Source organism: Cytobacillus sp. EB106-05-05-XG126 (assembly GCF_058791715.1).
This window is the reverse complement of record NZ_JBYTDU010000013.1, coordinates 14,512-33,065: the sequence shown is the minus strand read 5'-3', so window position 1 is coordinate 33,065 and position 18,554 is coordinate 14,512. Positions and strand designations below refer to the sequence as shown.

Genomic DNA, 18,554 nt, shown 5'->3' with positions numbered 1-18,554 from the left:
AATCCTCCTTCAGATAATAAAAGTTAAGTATTTGATGCTGTGGAGAGGTTTCCCTTTCCACAGCGCTTATAGCCTACAATAGTAGTTATACTTTATTGAAAAGGTAAAATCAATTATTCACCTTTATTTTTTTTGATGATTTCTTCAGAAATTGATTTTGGTACTTCTTCATAGTGGTCGAAGTGCATTGAGAATGTACCGCGTCCCTGCGTGTTAGAACGCAATGAAGTTGCATATCCAAACATTTCTGATAGTGGAACCATCGCACGAACTACTTGTGCGTTACCGCGAGCTTCCATACCTTCAACGCGTCCACGGCGTGAAGTTACATCACCCATGATGTCTCCCATGTATTCTTCAGGGATTACAACTTCAACCTTCATAACCGGCTCAAGAATTACAGGGTTACATTTAGACGCAGCGTTTTTAAGTGCCATAGATGCAGCAATCTTAAACGCCATTTCAGAGGAGTCAACATCATGGTAAGAACCGTCAAATAAACGGGCTTTGATGTCAACCATTGGGAATCCGGCAAGTACTCCTCTTTCAAGCGAATCTTCAAGACCCGCTTGAACAGCTGGGATGTATTCACGAGGAACGACACCACCAACGATTCCGTTTTCGAATTCGAAGCCTTTACCTTCTTCATTAGGACTGAATTCGATCCAAACGTGACCGAATTGTCCGCGTCCACCGGATTGACGTGCGAATTTACCTTCAACCTGAGCTGAACCACGGAAAGTTTCACGGTATGCAACCTGAGGAGCACCTACGTTAGCTTCCACTTTAAATTCACGTCTCATACGGTCAACAAGGATATCAAGGTGGAGCTCACCCATACCCGCGATGATAACCTGTCCAGTTTCCTGGTCAGTATGAGCGCGGAATGTAGGATCTTCTTCTTGAAGTTTTTGAAGAGCAGTTGTCATCTTATCTTGGTCAGCCTTTGATTTAGGCTCGATAGATAATGAGATAACCGGCTCTGGGAATTCCATAGACTCAAGAATAACAAGACTCTTTTCATCACATAGAGTATCCCCTGTAGTAGTGTCTTTAAGACCTACAGCAGCTGCGATATCTCCAGCGTGTACTACTGAGATCTCTTCACGGGAATTCGCATGCATTTGCAGGATACGTCCTACACGCTCACGCTTTCCTTTAGTAGAGTTCTGTACATATGAACCGGAGTTTAATGTACCGGAATACACACGGAAGAATGTAAGTTTACCAACGTAAGGGTCGGTCATAACTTTAAATGCAAGTGCTGAGAATGGCGCATCATCGCTTGAAGGACGAGTAACCTCTTCTTCAGTATCCGGTGTTGTACCTTTAATAGAAGGTACATCAAGTGGAGATGGAAGGTAGTCGATTACTGCATCAAGCATTTTTTGAACACCTTTGTTTTTGAACGCAGAACCACAGATTACTGGGTAGAATTCAACGTTTACTGTACCTTTACGAATAGCAGCTTTTAGCTCTTCGTTAGTGATTTCTTCACCGCCAAGGTATTTCTCCATTAATTCTTCATCAAGTTCAGCTACCGCTTCAATTAGCTTTTCACGGTATTCTTCTGCTTGATCTACGTATTCAGCTGGAATTTCACGGTCTTCGATATCAGTACCCAAATCGTTTCCGTAGAATGTAGCTTTCATTTCAATTAAATCGATGATGCCTTCGAATTGATCTTCAGCACCAATTGGTAATTGAATTGCAGCTGCATTCGCTTGAAGACGATCATGAAGAGTCTTCAATGAGTACAAGAAGTCTGCACCGATTTTATCCATTTTGTTTACGAATACCACACGTGGTACTCCGTAAGTAGTAGCCTGACGCCAAACTGTTTCAGTTTGCGGCTCAACACCTGACTGTGCGTCAAGTACAGCTACCGCACCATCAAGAACACGAAGTGAACGTTCAACTTCAACTGTGAAGTCTACGTGTCCAGGAGTGTCAATGATGTTAACGCGGTGGCCTTTCCACTGTGCAGTTGTTGCAGCAGAAGTGATTGTGATTCCACGCTCTTGCTCCTGCTCCATCCAGTCCATCTGTGAAGCACCTTCGTGCGTTTCACCGATTTTATGGATACGGCCAGTGTAGTAAAGTACACGCTCAGTAGTTGTTGTTTTACCGGCATCGATGTGAGCCATGATACCGATATTACGAGTATTTTCTAAGGAGAACTCTCTAGCCATTGGGTCTTTCTCCTTCCTAGTATGAGTGTTATTTTAGTTAAGCAGTATATCTTACCAGCGGTAGTGAGCAAACGCTTTGTTTGCTTCTGCCATTTTGTGTGTATCTTCACGTTTCTTAACAGATGCACCAGTGTTGTTAGCTGCATCAAGGATTTCGTTAGCTAAACGCTCTTCCATAGTCTTTTCACCGCGAAGACGCGCATAGTTTACTAACCAGCGAAGACCAAGAGTTGTACGGCGGTCAGGACGCACCTCAACTGGTACCTGATAGTTTGCACCACCTACACGGCGTGCTCTAACTTCAAGTACAGGCATGATGTTTTTAAGCGCCTGATCGAAAACTTCCATTGGTTCTTTGCCAGTGCGCTCGCTGATGATATCGAACGCAGAGTAAAGAATTGCTTGAGATTTACCTCTCTTACCATCGATCATCATTTTGTTGATCAGACGGCTAACTAGCTTTGAGTTGTAAATCGGATCCGGCAATACGTCTCTTTTTGCTACAGGACCTTTACGTGGCATGGATTGTTCCTCCTTTCAAAGATGGTTGTCTATTAATTAGAATTATTTTTTAGCTGCTTTTGGACGCTTAGCACCGTATTTAGAACGGCCTTGCATACGGTTGTTAACACCAGCAGTATCTAAAGCGCCGCGCACGATGTGGTAACGCACACCCGGTAAGTCTTTTACACGTCCTCCACGGATAAGAACAACACTGTGCTCTTGAAGGTTGTGCCCGATACCAGGGATGTAAGCATTAACCTCGATACCATTTGTTAAACGAACACGAGCATATTTACGTAATGCAGAGTTCGGTTTCTTTGGAGTCATTGTACCAACACGAGTACAAACACCACGCTTTTGAGGTGAAGCTACATTTGTTTGAGCCTTCTTGAAGCTGTTGTAGCCTTTGTTAAGAGCAGGTGAGTTTGACTTCTCAGACTTAGTTTGACGAGGCTTGCGCACTAATTGATTAATAGTAGGCATTTGATTTTTCCTCCCTTCGAATTTGTTTAAGCCCACACATCCAGGTGGTTCATTTTGTTGCAAAAACAAAGTTCTTGCAGATACCAATCTACAAAAACAGTTTTTAAATAGATATGGCAACAGCTGCTGCCCCAACTTCGATTCCACATGCCTTTCCGAGTTTTTTCATCGAATCGACATACACAATCGGAACGTTCATCTCTTTCGCTGTACTAACCACTTTTGCTGTAACCCTAGGATCAGCATCACTGGCGACTACGATTTCATCGATTGTTCCCAGTTTAAGAGCTTTGACTGTTTGCTTTGTTCCTACAATAATACTTTTTGCCTGCAATACTTTATCATAAGACATTTACGACATCCTCCAAAGTATCCGGTGAATAGGAGCACCTTTGCTATAGTAACACCTTCATATTTCAATGTCAACAAGCAAAATGATTTTTATTTCTTTTATTCACTATAAAATGCGGTACTTGCTATCAAATAAGCAAGCACCGCAATGATTACTTTATTCTACAGTAACAGTATCTTCAGCAGCTTCCTCATTTGTATAAGGCTCTGCTCTTCTGTATCTCTGCATACCTGTTCCGGCAGGGACAAGCTTACCAATAATTACATTCTCTTTCAGGCCAAGAAGCTCATCGCGCTTGCCTTTGATCGCTGCATCGGTAAGAACTCTTGTTGTCTCCTGGAAGGAGGCTGCTGATAAGAATGAATCTGTTTCAAGAGATGCTTTTGTAATACCCAGCAGAACCGGACGTCCTGTAGCAGGCATTTTACCAGCAAGAAGGGCTTTTTCATTGGCATCTGTAAATTGATGGATATCAAGCAGTGTACCTGGAAGCACATCTGTCTCTGCCGCATCGATTACACGCACTTTGCGAAGCATCTGGCGGACCATTACCTCGATGTGCTTATCGCCGATTTCAACACCCTGCATGCGGTATACCTTCTGAACTTCACGCAGCAAGTATTCTTGAACAGCTGTTACATCTTTAACTTTAATTAACTCTTTAGGGTCAATAGAACCTTCAGTCAGTTCCTGTCCACGTACTACTTGGTCGTTTACAGCTACTTTTAAGCGGGCTGTATACGGTGCAGTATAGGTCTTGGACTCAACTTCACCCTGAACAACAATCTCCTGCTGGCGGTCGCGGCCTTCGTTGAGGCCGACTACTACACCATCGATCTCTGAAATAACCGCCTGACCTTTAGGGTTACGCGCTTCGAAAATTTCCTGGATACGCGGTAAACCTTGAGTGATATCGTCTCCTGCTACCCCGCCGGTATGGAAGGTACGCATCGTTAACTGTGTACCTGGTTCACCGATGGATTGGGCAGCGATAATACCTACTGCTTCTCCAACTTCAACCTCTTGGCCGGTAGCTAAGTTGCGGCCGTAGCACTTCTTACAAACACCATGGCGGGTGTTACAAGTGAATGCTGAACGGATCCATACCTTTTCAATGCCGGCTGAAACAATTTCGACTGCAATATCTTCAGTGATCAATCCATTTTCAGGCACGATCACTTCATTTGTCTCAGGATGCTTGATATTTCTTCTTGCATAACGTCCAATCAGACGCTCTTCAAGCGCTTCAATGACTTCAGTGCCATCCTTAAGGGATGCGATAAGCAAGCCGCGGTCAGTTCCGCAATCGTCGTCGCGAACGATGACATCCTGCGCAACATCAACAAGACGGCGAGTAAGGTAACCTGAGTCAGCTGTTTTAAGAGCCGTATCGGCAAGACCTTTACGGGCACCGTGCGTGGAAATAAAGTACTCGAGTACTGTTAAGCCTTCACGGAAACTCGATTTGATCGGTAATTCAATGATACGTCCAGCCGGGTTGGCCATCAGTCCGCGCATTCCGGCTAACTGAGTGAAGTTGGACGCGTTACCACGGGCACCGGAGTCACTCATCATGAAGATCGGGTTGGATTTATCCAATGACTTCATTAATTTTGCCTGGATATTATCTTTCGCTGCACTCCAGATTGAAATAACACGATCATAACGCTCGTCTTCAGTAATAAGACCGCGTCTGAACTGTTTCAATACATTATCAACCTTGCTCTGTGCTTCCTGGATAATTTCCTGCTTCTCCCTTAATACTACGATATCAGCAACACCGACTGTGATGCCGGCTTTTGTGGAGTGCCTGAATCCAAGGTTCTTCATGCGGTCAAGCATTTTAGACGTTTCCGTAATTTTGAAGCGTTTAAAGACTTCCGCAATGATGTTTCCAAGGATCTTTTTCTTAAACGGATCTACCAGAGGCATTTCCTTGATAACGGCAGCTACATCAGTAGCAGGCTCTACAAAGTATTTCACAGGAGTTTCAATCTCAAGGTTTTCTTTTGTAGGCTCGTTAATGTAAGGGAATGTTTCAGGCAGAATTTCGTTGAAAATAAGCTTACCAACCGTAGTTAATAAAAGCTTTTTATTTTGTTCTTCAGTGAAAGTCTGATTATTTAAGGATCCAGCATGGACAGCTACTCTTGTATGCAAGTGCACATATCCATTTTGATAAGCAAGCAGAGCTTCGCTTGTATCTTTAAAAATCATACCTTCGCCAACGGCACCGGCTCTTTCTAGTGTCAGGTAATAGTTACCTAGTACCATATCCTGAGAAGGAGTAACAACTGGCTTACCGTCTTTCGGATTCAGGATGTTCTGTGCTGCCAGCATCAGCAAGCGGGCTTCCGCCTGTGCTTCAGCTGAAAGCGGCACGTGAACAGCCATTTGGTCACCGTCAAAGTCTGCGTTGTAAGCAGTACATACAAGCGGGTGAAGACGAATAGCGCGTCCTTCCACCAATGTCGGTTCGAATGCCTGAATGCCGAGTCTGTGAAGAGTTGGAGCACGGTTAAGCAATACAGGGTGCTCTTTAATAACACTTTCAAGAACATCCCAAACTTCCGGCTGTACTCTTTCAATTTTGCGTTTTGCAGATTTGATGTTGTGAGCTAAGCCCTTCTCCACCAATTCCTTCATAACGAACGGCTTGAATAATTCCAATGCCATTTCTTTTGGAAGTCCGCACTGGTACATTTTTAAGTTTGGTCCTACGACGATAACCGAACGTCCGGAATAGTCAACACGCTTACCAAGCAAGTTCTGGCGGAAGCGTCCTTGTTTCCCTTTAAGCATATGCGATAGGGATTTCAACGGGCGGTTTCCTGGTCCAGTTACCGGTCTTCCGCGGCGGCCGTTATCAATTAGCGCATCTACAGCTTCCTGAAGCATGCGTTTTTCGTTCTGAACGATAATGCTTGGAGCACCAAGGTCCAATAAACGCTTCAAACGGTTGTTGCGGTTGATTACACGGCGGTATAGATCATTCAGGTCGGAAGTGGCAAAGCGTCCGCCATCCAGCTGTACCATCGGACGAAGCTCCGGAGGAATAACCGGAAGAACGTCGAGAATCATCCAGGACGGTTCATTTCCAGAACCACGGAAAGCTTCAAGTACTTCCAAGCGCTTGATTGCACGAGTGCGTCGCTGGCCCTGGGCAGTTTTCAGTTCCTCTTTAAGGGTATCTACTTCTTTGTTAAGATCTATGTCAGAAAGAAGCTTCTTAATGGATTCAGCACCCATGGATGCCTGGAACTTGTTTCCGTATTTTTCACGGTATGCACGGTACTCTTTTTCAGAAAGCAGCTGCTTCTTTTCAAGAGCCGTATCGCCAGGATCCGTTACAACATAAGAAGCGAAGTAAATAACTTCCTCAAGTGCACGCGGGGACATGTCCAGCACAAGACCCATACGGCTTGGGATGCCCTTGAAATACCAAATGTGGGATACAGGGGCTGCAAGTTCAATATGGCCCATTCTTTCACGGCGGACTTTCGCACGTGTTACTTCAACGCCGCATCGGTCACAGACCACGCCTTTGTATCGAACACGCTTATACTTTCCACAGTGACATTCCCAGTCTTTCGTCGGTCCGAAAATGCGCTCGCAGAATAGACCGTCTTTTTCTGGTTTTAATGTACGATAGTTGATCGTTTCAGGCTTCTTAACTTCACCATGTGACCAAGAACGTATCTTATCCGGTGAAGCAAGACCTATTTTCATATACTCGAAATTGTTTACATCTAGCAAGGGGCCTACCTCCCTTTTGATCTCCGGGTTTTACCCTTATTGCTCAAACAGCAGCAAAGTGCCAATAATATCCCCAGCGGCATCCGCCATGTAAGGCGGAGCGCCAAGGGATGAAGGAATTTATATGAAATTATTCTTTCGTAACTGCTTGCTCTTCGTTTTGCGTTTCCGGAGCGATTGTCAATGATTCAGCCTGCTGAACTTCATCTTCATCTTCCATGTCGCGCATTTCAATTTCTTCTTCATCGCCGGATAGGATCTTAACATCCATACCTAAACTCTGAAGCTCTTTGATCAGTACCTTGAATGATTCCGGTACACCTGGTTCAGGAACATTCTCGCCTTTGACGATTGATTCATATGTCTTAACACGTCCAACCACGTCATCGGACTTAACTGTTAAGATTTCCTGAAGTGTATAGGCAGCACCATATGCTTCAAGTGCCCATACCTCCATCTCACCGAAACGCTGTCCGCCAAACTGTGCTTTACCGCCCAATGGCTGCTGCGTAACAAGAGAGTAAGGTCCTGTTGAACGGGCATGAAGCTTATCGTCAACCATGTGTGCCAGTTTGATCATATACATGACTCCGACAGATACACGGTTGTCGAACGGCTCGCCTGAACGTCCATCATAAAGGACAGTCTTCGCATCACGCGCCATGCCTGCTTCTTCGATCGTTGACCATACATCTTCCTCACGTGCACCATCGAATACAGGAGATGCAACATGGATGCCAAGTGCTCTGGCAGCCATACCAAGGTGAAGCTCAAGCACCTGTCCGATATTCATACGCGATGGAACCCCAAGAGGGTTCAACATGATGTCTACTGGAGTGCCATCCGGCAGGTAAGGCATATCTTCTTCCGGTAAAATACGGGAGATAACACCTTTGTTACCGTGGCGTCCGGCCATCTTGTCACCTTCAGAGATTTTACGCTTCTGAACGATATATACACGTACAAGCTGGTTAACACCTGGAGGAAGTTCGTCTCCGTCTTCTCTGTTAAACACTTTAACATCCAGTACAATACCGCCTCCGCCATGTGGCACACGAAGGGATGTATCACGGACTTCACGTGCTTTTTCACCAAAGATTGCGTGCAATAGCCTTTCTTCAGCTGTCAGTTCCGTTACCCCTTTAGGAGTTACTTTACCAACTAGAAGATCGCCATCTTTTACTTCTGCACCTGTACGGATAATTCCGCGTTCGTCCAGGTTGCGCAGTGCATCTTCCCCAACGTTAGGGATATCTCTTGTGATCTCTTCAGGTCCAAGCTTTGTATCGCGAGATTCTGATTCATATTCTTCAATATGGATGGATGTATAAACATCATCTTTTACAAGGCGCTCACTCATGATGATCGCATCCTCGTAGTTATAGCCATCCCAAGTCATGAACGCTACAAGAACGTTGCGTCCAAGAGCTAATTCACCAAGTTCCATGGAAGGACCGTCAGCAAGGATTTCTCCTTTTGTTACACGGTTGCCAACAGCGACGATAGGACGCTGGTTGTAGCAGGTTCCCTGGTTGGATCGGATGAATTTAAGCATTCTGTATTTATCAAGATCGCCTTTAACTTCCTGGCCATCTACATTTTGAATACGGCGAACCCAAACTTCGCGGGCTTCTACATGCTCAACAATTCCTTCATGCTTACAGATGACTGCAGCACCTGAGTCTTTACCTGATACATATTCCATACCAGTTCCGACTCTTGGGGCCTCAGGCTGCATCAATGGCACAGCCTGACGCTGCATGTTCGCTCCCATCAGGGCACGGTTGGAGTCATCGTTTTCAAGGAACGGGATACATGCTGTCGCAGCAGATACTACCTGTTTCGGCGATACATCCATGTAGTCAACACGGTCGCGTTTGACAACTGTGTTCTCACCTTTGAAACGGGCAACTACTTCTTCGTCCAGGAATGAACCATCGTCACCAAGAAGTGCATTTGCCTGTGCCACTACATAGTTATCCTCTTCATCGGCTGTCAGATAGTCGATGCGGGATGTAACTTTTCCGGTCTCAGGGTCGATTCGGCGATATGGTGTTTCGATAAAGCCGAAGCGGTTTACCTTCGCAAATGAAGATAAGGAGTTAATCAGACCGATGTTTGGTCCCTCCGGCGTTTCAATCGGACACATACGGCCATAGTGAGAGTAGTGAACGTCACGGACTTCGAAGCCGGCACGTTCACGCGTCAGACCGCCCGGTCCTAACGCAGAAAGACGGCGTTTATGTGTAAGTTCAGCAAGCGGATTTGTCTGGTCCATGAACTGGGACAACTGAGAGCTTCCAAAGAACTCTTTAATTGACGCAATAACAGGACGGATATTAATCAGCTGCTGAGGTGTAATCGTATTTGTATCCTGGATGGACATTCTTTCGCGGACCACACGCTCCATACGGGATAAACCGATGCGGAACTGGTTCTGCAATAGTTCTCCGACTGAACGAAGACGTCTGTTTCCAAGATGGTCAATATCATCTGTATCTCCTACAGAATGCAGAAGGTTAAAGAAATAGCTGATAGATGCAATGATGTCAGAAGGTGAAATGTTTTTCACTGCTTCTTCCACATAGGCATTGCCGATCACATTGATGACCTTTTCGCCATCTTCATTAGGCGCGTAAATCTTAATAGACTGTAGCAATACTTCATCATCTACTACTCCGCCTAATAGGCTTACCGTTTTGAAGCCGATATCCTTCTCAAGGTTAGGAAGAATGCGGTCTAATGTACGGCGGTCAAGTGTAACGCCTTTTTCCGCAATGATTTCGCCAGTTTCTGGATCCACAAGCGTCTCAGCCAGTTTTTGGCCAAACAGGCGATTTTTAATATGAAGCTTCTTATTGATCTTATAGCGTCCAACGTTCGCAAGGTCATAACGCTTTGGATCAAAGAATCTTGAGACAAGCAAGCTTTTTGCATTTTCGACCGTTGGCGGCTCGCCAGGACGAAGACGCTCATAGATTTCAAGAAGCGCTTTTTCAGTGCTTTCAGTATTGTCTTTCTCAAGCGTATTGCGAATGTACTCGTTGTCTCCAACCAAATCGATGATCTCTTGATCAGAGCCGAACCCAAGTGCACGCAAAAGAACCGTAACGGGCAGTTTCCGAGTACGATCTATTCTGACGTATACGACGTCTTTGGCATCTGTTTCATACTCAAGCCATGCGCCGCGGTTCGGGATTACGGTTGCTGTATAGCCTTTTTTCCCGTTTTTATCAAGCTTTCCACTGAAGTATACGCTCGGAGAACGCACTAACTGGGATACAATGACACGTTCCGCTCCATTAATAACGAACGTACCTGTCTCTGTCATAAGCGGGAAGTCACCCATAAAGACATCCTGGTCTTTAACTTCGCCTGTTTCTTTGTTTACAAGACGCACTTTCACACGTAAAGGTGCAGAATATGTAACATCTCGTTCTTTCGATTCCTCAACGGAATATTTTGGTTCGCCAAGGCTGTAATCAATAAATTCAAGCGACAAATTACCAGTAAAGTCTTCAATCGGAGAAATATCATGGAACATTTCTCGTAAACCCTCATCAAGAAACCATTGATAAGAAGAGGTTTGGATTTCGATTAGATTTGGTAATTCTAAAACTTCACTGATTCGTGCGTAACTTCTACGTTGGCGGTGTCGTCCATACTGAACTAGTTGACCTGTCAACTGATTCACCCCTCAAATCAAGCGTTATTGTTGCTAATAGCAATTTATATCATCCTATAAGAAAAGCAATGAGCGCCTGCCTATCGGTTCAGGTATTAGCAGCTGGACCGATGGCGCACGAAGCCAGCCAGTAAAACTGGCCCAGAAGCAGGCTTATCCCCCAAAAAAGGACAGGGACATAAAGCCAAGCCTCCATTCTTACAAGACAAAAAGAAAAAGGGTTTTCACTTCAAAAACCACATTTTCACAATACGACTATTATTTTGTTAGCTTTCCCATTAAAACCAAATTTATACAACTATTAGATAAATTTAGTTATAAATAGAAATATAATATGTTGGCATTTTACAATACTATCATAGCAAAAAAGTCAAGTCAATCTTTTTTTGCTCTTAATATAAAATAGCCTTTTTTCTTTTCTGCCGTCTCAACTTCACCGAATAACTCTGTCAGTTTATCGATCGCAGATGGTGCACCCTGCTTTTTCTGGATGACAACCCATAGCTCTCCGCCCGATATCAGAGCCTCAAAGCTTTGTTCAAAAATATCATGCACTATCTTTTTCCCGGCGCGGATTGGCGGGTTTGTCAGGATAGCCGCAAACTTATTGCCTTTCGTACTTTCAAGGCGGTCACTTTCATAGATTTGGACATTTTTTATGCCGTTCAATTCTGCATTTTCCTTCGCCAGGCCTAGCGCCCTCTCATTTACATCAACCATATGAACAGTCCGTTCCGGCATAAGCTTTGCAGCAGTCAGCCCGATAGGTCCATATCCGCAGCCGACATCGAGAATATTCCCATCCGCTTCCGGCTGTTCAAATGTCTCGATTAATAATTTAGACCCAAAATCCACTTCACCCTTTGAAAAAACACCGTTATCTGTTTTAAAGCGGAATGGGAATCCCATTAGTGTATAGCTCCAGATTTTAGGGCTGCTATCAACTTGCTGTGTTTTGGAATAGTAGTGTTCAGACATGAAATCACCTCCAGGAGTATATATAAGAAGATAAAAGGAGAATCACAAATTATGTGGTTTCGAAGGAATTATATAGGATTGCCTATTAAAAAGCAAAAAGTTATAACAAAACCGTAACTGCTGAAGCCAGACGCAGACAAGTTCATCCACAGTTATAAACATTTCGCTGTTTTTTTAATTTCCCAAAACAAAAAGCCCGCTTAAGCAGCGGACTTTTCATAAAGGCTATTACTTAACTTCAACGCCAGCTCCAACTTCTTCAAGCTTAGCTTTAACTTCTTCAGCTTCTTCTTTAGAAACGCCTTCTTTAAGAGCTTTTGGAGTGTTGTCAACAAGTTCTTTCGCTTCTTTAAGTCCAAGACCTGTGATTTCACGTACCACTTTAATAACTTTGATTTTTTGGTCGCCTGCAGAAGCAAGAACAACGTCAAATTCAGTTTGCTCTTCAGCAGCGCCACCAGCAGCAGCTCCGCCCATCATTGCTACAGGAGCAGCAGCAGTTACACCAAATTCTTCTTCAATAGCTTTTACTAAGTCGTTTAGTTCTAAAACAGTCATAGATTTAACTGCTTCAATGATTTGTTCTTTAGTCATGATTATGTTTCCTCCTTATTTTTGGTTTGAATCTATTAGTTTAACGCTAAAATTAACTTACGCGCCTTGTTCTTCTTTTTGATCTGCAACAGCTTTTGCAGCAAGAGCAAGATTGCGGATAGGTGCTTGAAGTACGCTGAGTAGCATAGAAAGCAAGCCTTCGCGTGATGGTAGTTCAGCAAGAGCTTTGACATCTTCTACTGAAGCGATATTTCCTTCGATTACACCTGCTTTAATTTCAAGTGCTTCATGCTTTTTCGCGAAATCATTAAGGATTTTCGCTGGAGCAACTACATCTTCTGTGCTGAACGCGATTGCGTTAGGTCCAGTTAAAGACTCGTTTAAACCGGAAAGTTCAGCAGCTTCAGCAGCACGGCGAGTCATTGAATTCTTGTATACTTTGAATTCTACGCCAGCTTCACGAAGCTGTTTACGAAGTTCAGTAACTTCAGCAACAGTAAGACCACGGTAGTCAACAACAACTGTTGATAAACTTGATTTAAGCTTATCAGCAATTTCGTCTACGATTTGTTTCTTTTGTTCGATAATGCTGCTCATCCTTACACCTCCTGTAGAATTTTCTACATTCATACCGTTCAATAAAAAACCTCCACGACTTTGCAGACATGGAGGAAGTATACAATAGCAAGAAAAAGCAATTCTATCGTAATACCTCGGCAGGAAATTAAGCAATTAAGCACCTGCTGTCTACGGCACAAATGTTATTATATTTTAACAACAAAATACATATTACAGCATGTATTTCAGAATGTCAATTGGTATTATTTAACTGCAACAGATGATGGATCTACTTTTACGCCAGGTCCCATTGTAGAAGTAACAGAAACGTTCTTCATGTAAGTTCCTTTAGCAGCAGCAGGCTTCACTTTCATCATTGTGTCGAAAATAGTGTTGAAGTTTTCAACAAGCTTTTCGTCTTCGAAAGATACTTTACCGATTGGCACGTGGATGTTACCAGCTTTGTCAACACGGTATTCAACTTTACCTGCTTTGATTTCGTTAACTGCTTTTTGAACGTCAAAAGTAACTGTGCCAGTCTTAGGGTTTGGCATTAAGCCTTTAGGTCCTAATACACGGCCAAGTTTACCAACTTCACCCATCATGTCAGGTGTAGCAACGATTACATCAAAGTCAAACCAGCCTTGGCTGATTTTGTTGATGTATTCAGAATCGCCTACGAAATCTGCTCCAGCAGCTTCTGCTTCTTTCGCTTTTTCGCCTTTAGCGAATACAAGAACGCGCTGAGTTTTACCAGTTCCGTTTGGAAGAACAACTGCTCCACGGATTTGCTGGTCAGCTTTCTTAGGGTCAACTCCAAGGCGGAATGCTACCTCAACAGTTGCATCAAATTTTGCAAAATTAGTTTTCTTCGTAAGTTCAATTGCTTCAGCAATCGGGTAAGCTTTTGAAGAATCAACAAGCTTCACAGCTTCTGCGTACTTCTTACCTTTTTTAGCCATTTTTATTTCCTCCTTGATTGTGGTTTTAGCGGAATAACCTCCCACGTTTAAAAGCGGAGGCGCCTTGGTCAGACCCGACAAGCATATGACAAGCCTCACTGAAAGGTGTTCTTTACCTTTCCGGGAGGATTGGCTTATGACCTCGAGGGGCTAGGCGCCGCAGCTAGACAGTAAAAGCGGAGGCGCCCTTTAAGGCGCCCGCTCTTGACAGAACAAAGGTTGCGAGTGAAACCAAATTCAACGTCGCAACCTCATCCCTTAATCTGCTTCATACATGGATTAGTCTTCGATAACGATACCCATGCTGCGTGCAGTACCTTCAACCATACGCATTGCAGCTTCTACGCTTGCAGCGTTTAGATCAGGCATCTTTGTTTCAGCAATCTCGCGTACCTTGTCACGCTTGACTGTTGCTACTTTATTACGGTTTGGTTCACCAGAACCAGACTCGATTCCAGCCGCTTTCTTAAGAAGAACTGCAGCAGGAGGAGTTTTCGTAATAAATGTAAATGAACGGTCTTCAAAAACCGTGATTTCAACAGGAATGATTAAGCCAGCTTGTTCAGCTGTGCGAGCGTTAAATTCCTTACAGAATCCCATGATGTTAACACCTGCTTGACCTAGTGCCGGTCCTACCGGTGGTGCAGGGTTCGCTTTACCTGCAGGGATTTGCAGCTTTACAAGTTTGATTACTTTTTTAGCCACGAGACACACCTCCTTAAAGTCCGTGATGTGGTAATAGGGAAAGTTCCCTCCCACTCAACTTATAGTCTTTATATTAAGATAAAGAACTTTTAACTACTGTCCAGTCTCTTTGTCCGAGACATACTGACCTTTGAAATATTATCACTTTTCAAAGCCAATTTCAAGTTTTTTTACAAAGATATATAAAAGTACTTTCACAGATGACTGATTCTTACAGTTTTTCAATCTGTGAAAAATCAAGTTCAACCGGAGTGTCACGGCCAAACATGTTCACAAGCACTTTAATCTTTGCCTTATCTTTATCAATATCTTCAATCGAGCCTGTGAAGTTCGCAAACGGACCTTCGTTCACCTTAACAGTCTCGCCGATCTCAAAGTTGATATCAAAGCGGGCTTCTTCAACACCCATATGCTTAAGAATATGAGTAACTTCCTCAGGCAATAGCGGAGTCGGCTTTGAGCCTGAACCTGCCGAACCCACGAAGCCGGTTACACCCGGAGTATTTCTTACTACATACCAGGAATCATCTGTCATCACGATTTCTACCAGTACATAACCAGGGAAGACCTTGCGCTTCACTACTTTTTTCTTGCCGTTCTTCAATTCTGTTTCTTCCTCTTCCGGGACTACCACCCGAAAGATCTTATCTTGCATACCCATTGATTCAACACGTTTCTCTAGATTGGCTTTCACTTTATTTTCGTAGCCGGAGTACGTATGAACAACATACCAATTCTTTTCCATTCACGAGGACTTGTTCGTCCTTCCCTCCCTGTATTCCAATTTATTATTTTTCTCCAAATTAAAAAACCCGTTTCCGGGCTTTGCAAATGTTTCCTGTGTTATTCTCCATTATACCATGGAAACTCAGGGGTTATTCAAGAATTATACGAATCAATTCAGAAATTCCCAGGTCAATCACTGCAAAAAACAGAGCGAAGAACGTAACTGTAGCAAGAACGGTAACAGTATAGCTTGTCAGCTCTTTGCGTTTAGGCCAGCTGACCTTTCTCATTTCCCGGCCAACTTCACGGAAAAAATTCACGATGCGCTGCATTTCGTAACCCCCAACTTTCAAAAGATATATCCTTTAACAAGAAGCTAAAGCGGCTTCAAATCTGCATAAAACACTCAGCTTCAGTCTATTAAAAGAACAAACTTCTTATCTATATAATCACTTTGTTTCTTTATGGATCGTATGAGCACTGCATGTGCTGCAGAATTTCTTCAATTCCAGCCGTACAGCATCATTTTTTCCCGCAGTGGAATAGTTCCTGGAACCACATACGGAGCAAGCCAAAATCACTTTTTTTGTCATATTTCCACCTACTAAGTCACATTACGCCCTTAAAACTTTAACACGCACCCTAAAACATGTCAATAACTGCAAAAAAAGCAAGGTGTTGGGAAATTATGTCTAAAGTGAAAATTCACGCACTTCCAAATATCTTTCCAGCTTTCTTTTCACCCGCTGAAGAGCATTGTCAATCGATTTAACATGACGGTTCAGTTCTTCAGAAATTTCCTGATAGGACTGCCCATCCAGATAAAGAGCAAGCACCTTGCGTTCAAGGTCACTCAATAGCTCAGACATTTTCACTTCAATATGATCAAATTCTTCCTGATTGATAATCAGCTCTTCAGGGTCCATAACCTTCGCCCCGGAGATAACATCCATAAGCGTTCTGTCCGATTCCTCATCATAAATGGGCTTGTCCAGAGACACATATGAGTTCAGCGGAATATGCTTTTGGCGGGTCGCCGTCTTAATGGCGGTTATAATTTGCCTGGTGATGCACAGCTCGGCAAACGCTTTAAATGAAGACAGCTTGTCCTCTTTAAAGTCACGGATCGCCTTGTATAAGCCGATCATTCCCTCTTGTACAATATCTTCTTTATCTGCGCCAATCAAAAAATAGGATCTTGCTTTTGCCCGGACAAAGTTGCGGTACTTATGAATAAGATAATCCAGCGCCTCACTCTCGCCCTTATGAACGAGCTCCACTATTTCTTCGTCCTCAAGCTGCATAAAGTCTATAAGATTTTCGTCGATTGTCTTGAAGTCAGCACTCACTAGGATCCCCCCGACCGTACAAGCATGGTTAGAAACATTATACAGCACGGTTTTTTCAAGCGTCAACCGCTCATTGGCCTCCTCTGCGCCATTTTTCAAAAATTTCTGCCACTTCATCACTGAGAGGTATCTTGGAAACTGGCTTTTTCCCCTGAATTTTTTTTACTTTTTTTTCGATGCTGCTTTCAATCAGATTCATTTCATTCAGAAGCTCCCTCGCTGATTTCCTTAACGCGCCCTGGCCAAATATGACCCACTGCTCTGTGAAATCGGAGGTTGCTACATGAACTTGAGTTTTAATATTACTGAGATCGATAGCCAGTTTTTCGATGCGTTCATCGGCCGTTTCATTATTCCGCGTGAAAATAACTTCGATCTTTGAATTCTTAAACTTTTTTTCCGTGCCCTTTACATAGTGGGCATCAAACACGACAATCACTCTGTACCCGGAATATCCCTGGTACTCGGCCATTTTTTCAATCAGTCGGTCTCTGGCAGATGATAAATCCTTGTTTTTGAGCTCCCTGAGTTCCGGCCAAGCACCAATTATGTTGTATCCGTCAACAAGAAGGATGTCCATTTTTATCCCTCAAGCGGGTGACGTTTCCGATAAACCTCATACATGAGCAATGCAGCCGCAACTGATGCGTTAAGGGAAGTAACATGTCCAGCCATCGGCAGGTTAATGAGGAAGTCGCATTTATCACGTATCAGGCGGCCCATTCCTTTACCTTCACTGCCAATCACAAGACCTAAAGGCATCGCTCCATCCATCTGGCGGTAGTCCTGTTTCCCTTTTGCATCCGTACCGGCGATCCAGACGCCTCTTTCTTTTAATTCATCAATTGTTCTGGCCATATTGGTAACACGGACAACCGGAATATACTCGATCGCACCTGTTGAAGCTTTAGCTACCGTTGCTGTCAGCCCGACCGCTCTCCTCTTCGGAATAACAATTCCGTGTGCCCCAACTGCATCTGCCGTTCTCATGATGGACCCAAGATTATGCGGATCTTCTATCTCATCCAGAAGCAAGAAGAACGGTGCTTCGTTTTTCTTTTCTGCAGCAGCAAACAAATCATCAATTTCTGCGTATTGATAGGCAGCAACCTGTGCGATGACGCCTTGATGATTTCCCTCTGCCATCCCATCTATTTTTTTCTTGGGTACAAACTGGACCAGCACCCCGGCGGACTTCGCCAAACCGATTACCTGCTGCATCTGCCCGCTTTGCGAACCTTCAGCAATAAAAATCTTATTAATATCCCTCTCTGACTTCAATGCTTCAATGACGGGATTCTTCCCAATGATAAAATCCTGGCTCATTTTACCGCTCCTCCTTTCCTTTTCTCAACTAAATCTATGGATTCCAAAATCAGCTCTTCCATCCGCTCCTGTCTTTTCGCTAAAAACAGATAGCCGATCAGAGATTCAAAAGCTGTGCTGTATCTGTATGTTTGGACATCTGTATTTTTCGGCACCGAACCGGACTTGGCATTCCGCCCCCTGCGGACGACCGCCAGTTCTTCTTCTGTCAGCCGTTCAGCGTCTATTAATTCATGAATGATCAGGGACTGGGCTTTTGCAGAAACATACCGGGTCGCCTCTTTATGAAGAAAGTGAGGCCGAACCCGTCCATTTTGAAGGAGATGGTGGCGTATATAGGTCTCAAATACTGCATCTCCCATATACGCCAAGGCAAGACTATTCAATTGTTTTTCATCTACTTTTTTATCATAGTGAAGCATT

At 43.8% G+C, this 18,554-nt stretch carries 18 protein-coding genes and 1 other annotated feature; all 18 genes read right to left on the bottom strand.

Annotation, left to right across the window (positions count from 1 at the left end; all coding sequences use genetic code 11):
• Positions 1 to 113: 113 nt before the first annotated feature.
• A complete protein-coding gene (gene fusA / locus AC3WTL_RS21395) occupies positions 114 to 2,192 on the bottom strand; it encodes an elongation factor G (RefSeq protein WP_035332301.1) in 2,079 nt (692 codons plus the stop codon).
• A gap of 51 nt (positions 2,193 to 2,243) precedes the next feature.
• Complete coding sequence (gene rpsG, locus AC3WTL_RS21390; protein ID WP_009336565.1) at positions 2,244 to 2,714, bottom strand: 30S ribosomal protein S7; 471 nt, start codon at positions 2,712 to 2,714, stop codon at positions 2,244 to 2,246.
• Positions 2,715 to 2,756: 42 nt separating this feature from the next.
• Positions 2,757 to 3,179 (bottom strand): 30S ribosomal protein S12, encoded by a 423-nt coding sequence (rpsL, locus tag AC3WTL_RS21385; protein ID WP_009336562.1) that lies wholly within the window; start codon positions 3,177 to 3,179, stop codon positions 2,757 to 2,759.
• 103 nt (positions 3,180 to 3,282) lie between these two features.
• Positions 3,283 to 3,531, bottom strand: a complete 249-nt coding sequence (locus AC3WTL_RS21380; RefSeq protein ID WP_163144786.1) for a 50S ribosomal protein L7ae-like protein — start codon at positions 3,529 to 3,531, stop codon at positions 3,283 to 3,285.
• 156 nt (positions 3,532 to 3,687) lie between these two features.
• Positions 3,688 to 7,287: a DNA-directed RNA polymerase subunit beta' gene (gene rpoC, locus AC3WTL_RS21375; protein WP_163144787.1), complete on the bottom strand. Its 3,600-nt coding sequence runs from the start codon at positions 7,285 to 7,287 to the stop codon at positions 3,688 to 3,690.
• Positions 7,288 to 7,417: 130 nt separating this feature from the next.
• Positions 7,418 to 10,981, bottom strand: coding sequence for a DNA-directed RNA polymerase subunit beta (gene rpoB, locus AC3WTL_RS21370; RefSeq protein WP_457989664.1), 3,564 nt, complete (start codon positions 10,979 to 10,981; stop codon positions 7,418 to 7,420).
• Between the two features lie 366 nt (positions 10,982 to 11,347).
• A complete protein-coding gene (locus AC3WTL_RS21365; protein ID WP_163144789.1) occupies positions 11,348 to 11,950 on the bottom strand; it encodes a class I SAM-dependent methyltransferase in 603 nt (200 codons plus the stop codon).
• A gap of 228 nt (positions 11,951 to 12,178) precedes the next feature.
• On the bottom strand, positions 12,179 to 12,544 hold the full coding sequence (rplL, locus tag AC3WTL_RS21360) for a 50S ribosomal protein L7/L12 (protein WP_048011525.1): 366 nt from the start codon (positions 12,542 to 12,544) through the stop codon (positions 12,179 to 12,181).
• A 57-nt stretch (positions 12,545 to 12,601) separates the two neighbouring features.
• Positions 12,602 to 13,102, bottom strand: coding sequence for a 50S ribosomal protein L10 (rplJ, locus tag AC3WTL_RS21355; protein ID WP_048011526.1), 501 nt, complete (start codon positions 13,100 to 13,102; stop codon positions 12,602 to 12,604).
• A gap of 34 nt (positions 13,103 to 13,136) precedes the next feature.
• Positions 13,137 to 13,276: a sequence feature (ribosomal protein L10 leader region), on the bottom strand.
• A gap of 50 nt (positions 13,277 to 13,326) precedes the next feature.
• A complete protein-coding gene (rplA, locus tag AC3WTL_RS21350; protein ID WP_319003814.1) occupies positions 13,327 to 14,070 on the bottom strand; it encodes a 50S ribosomal protein L1 in 744 nt (247 codons plus the stop codon).
• A gap of 234 nt (positions 14,071 to 14,304) precedes the next feature.
• Positions 14,305 to 14,730, bottom strand: coding sequence for a 50S ribosomal protein L11 (rplK, locus tag AC3WTL_RS21345; protein WP_009336545.1), 426 nt, complete (start codon positions 14,728 to 14,730; stop codon positions 14,305 to 14,307).
• 211 nt (positions 14,731 to 14,941) lie between these two features.
• Positions 14,942 to 15,475 (bottom strand): transcription termination/antitermination protein NusG, encoded by a 534-nt coding sequence (gene nusG / locus AC3WTL_RS21340; RefSeq protein WP_048011527.1) that lies wholly within the window; start codon positions 15,473 to 15,475, stop codon positions 14,942 to 14,944.
• A gap of 130 nt (positions 15,476 to 15,605) precedes the next feature.
• On the bottom strand, positions 15,606 to 15,788 hold the full coding sequence (secE, locus tag AC3WTL_RS21335) for a preprotein translocase subunit SecE (RefSeq protein ID WP_048011528.1): 183 nt from the start codon (positions 15,786 to 15,788) through the stop codon (positions 15,606 to 15,608).
• A 117-nt stretch (positions 15,789 to 15,905) separates the two neighbouring features.
• Entirely contained in the window at positions 15,906 to 16,049 is a 144-nt protein-coding gene (gene rpmG, locus AC3WTL_RS21330) for a 50S ribosomal protein L33 (protein WP_048011529.1), read from the bottom strand.
• 99 nt (positions 16,050 to 16,148) lie between these two features.
• On the bottom strand, positions 16,149 to 16,805 hold the full coding sequence (sigH, locus tag AC3WTL_RS21325; RefSeq protein WP_048011544.1) for an RNA polymerase sporulation sigma factor SigH: 657 nt from the start codon (positions 16,803 to 16,805) through the stop codon (positions 16,149 to 16,151).
• 70 nt (positions 16,806 to 16,875) lie between these two features.
• A complete protein-coding gene (locus tag AC3WTL_RS21320; RefSeq protein ID WP_222501358.1) occupies positions 16,876 to 17,385 on the bottom strand; it encodes an NYN domain-containing protein in 510 nt (169 codons plus the stop codon).
• A 2-nt stretch (positions 17,386 to 17,387) separates the two neighbouring features.
• Entirely contained in the window at positions 17,388 to 18,131 is a 744-nt protein-coding gene (gene rlmB, locus AC3WTL_RS21315) for a 23S rRNA (guanosine(2251)-2'-O)-methyltransferase RlmB (protein ID WP_048011531.1), read from the bottom strand.
• Positions 18,128 to 18,553, bottom strand: a complete 426-nt coding sequence (locus AC3WTL_RS21310; protein WP_248349380.1) for a Mini-ribonuclease 3 — start codon at positions 18,551 to 18,553, stop codon at positions 18,128 to 18,130. The genes rlmB and AC3WTL_RS21310 overlap by 4 nt, the downstream gene beginning before the upstream one ends.
• Between the last annotated feature and the right edge of the window lies 1 nt (position 18,554).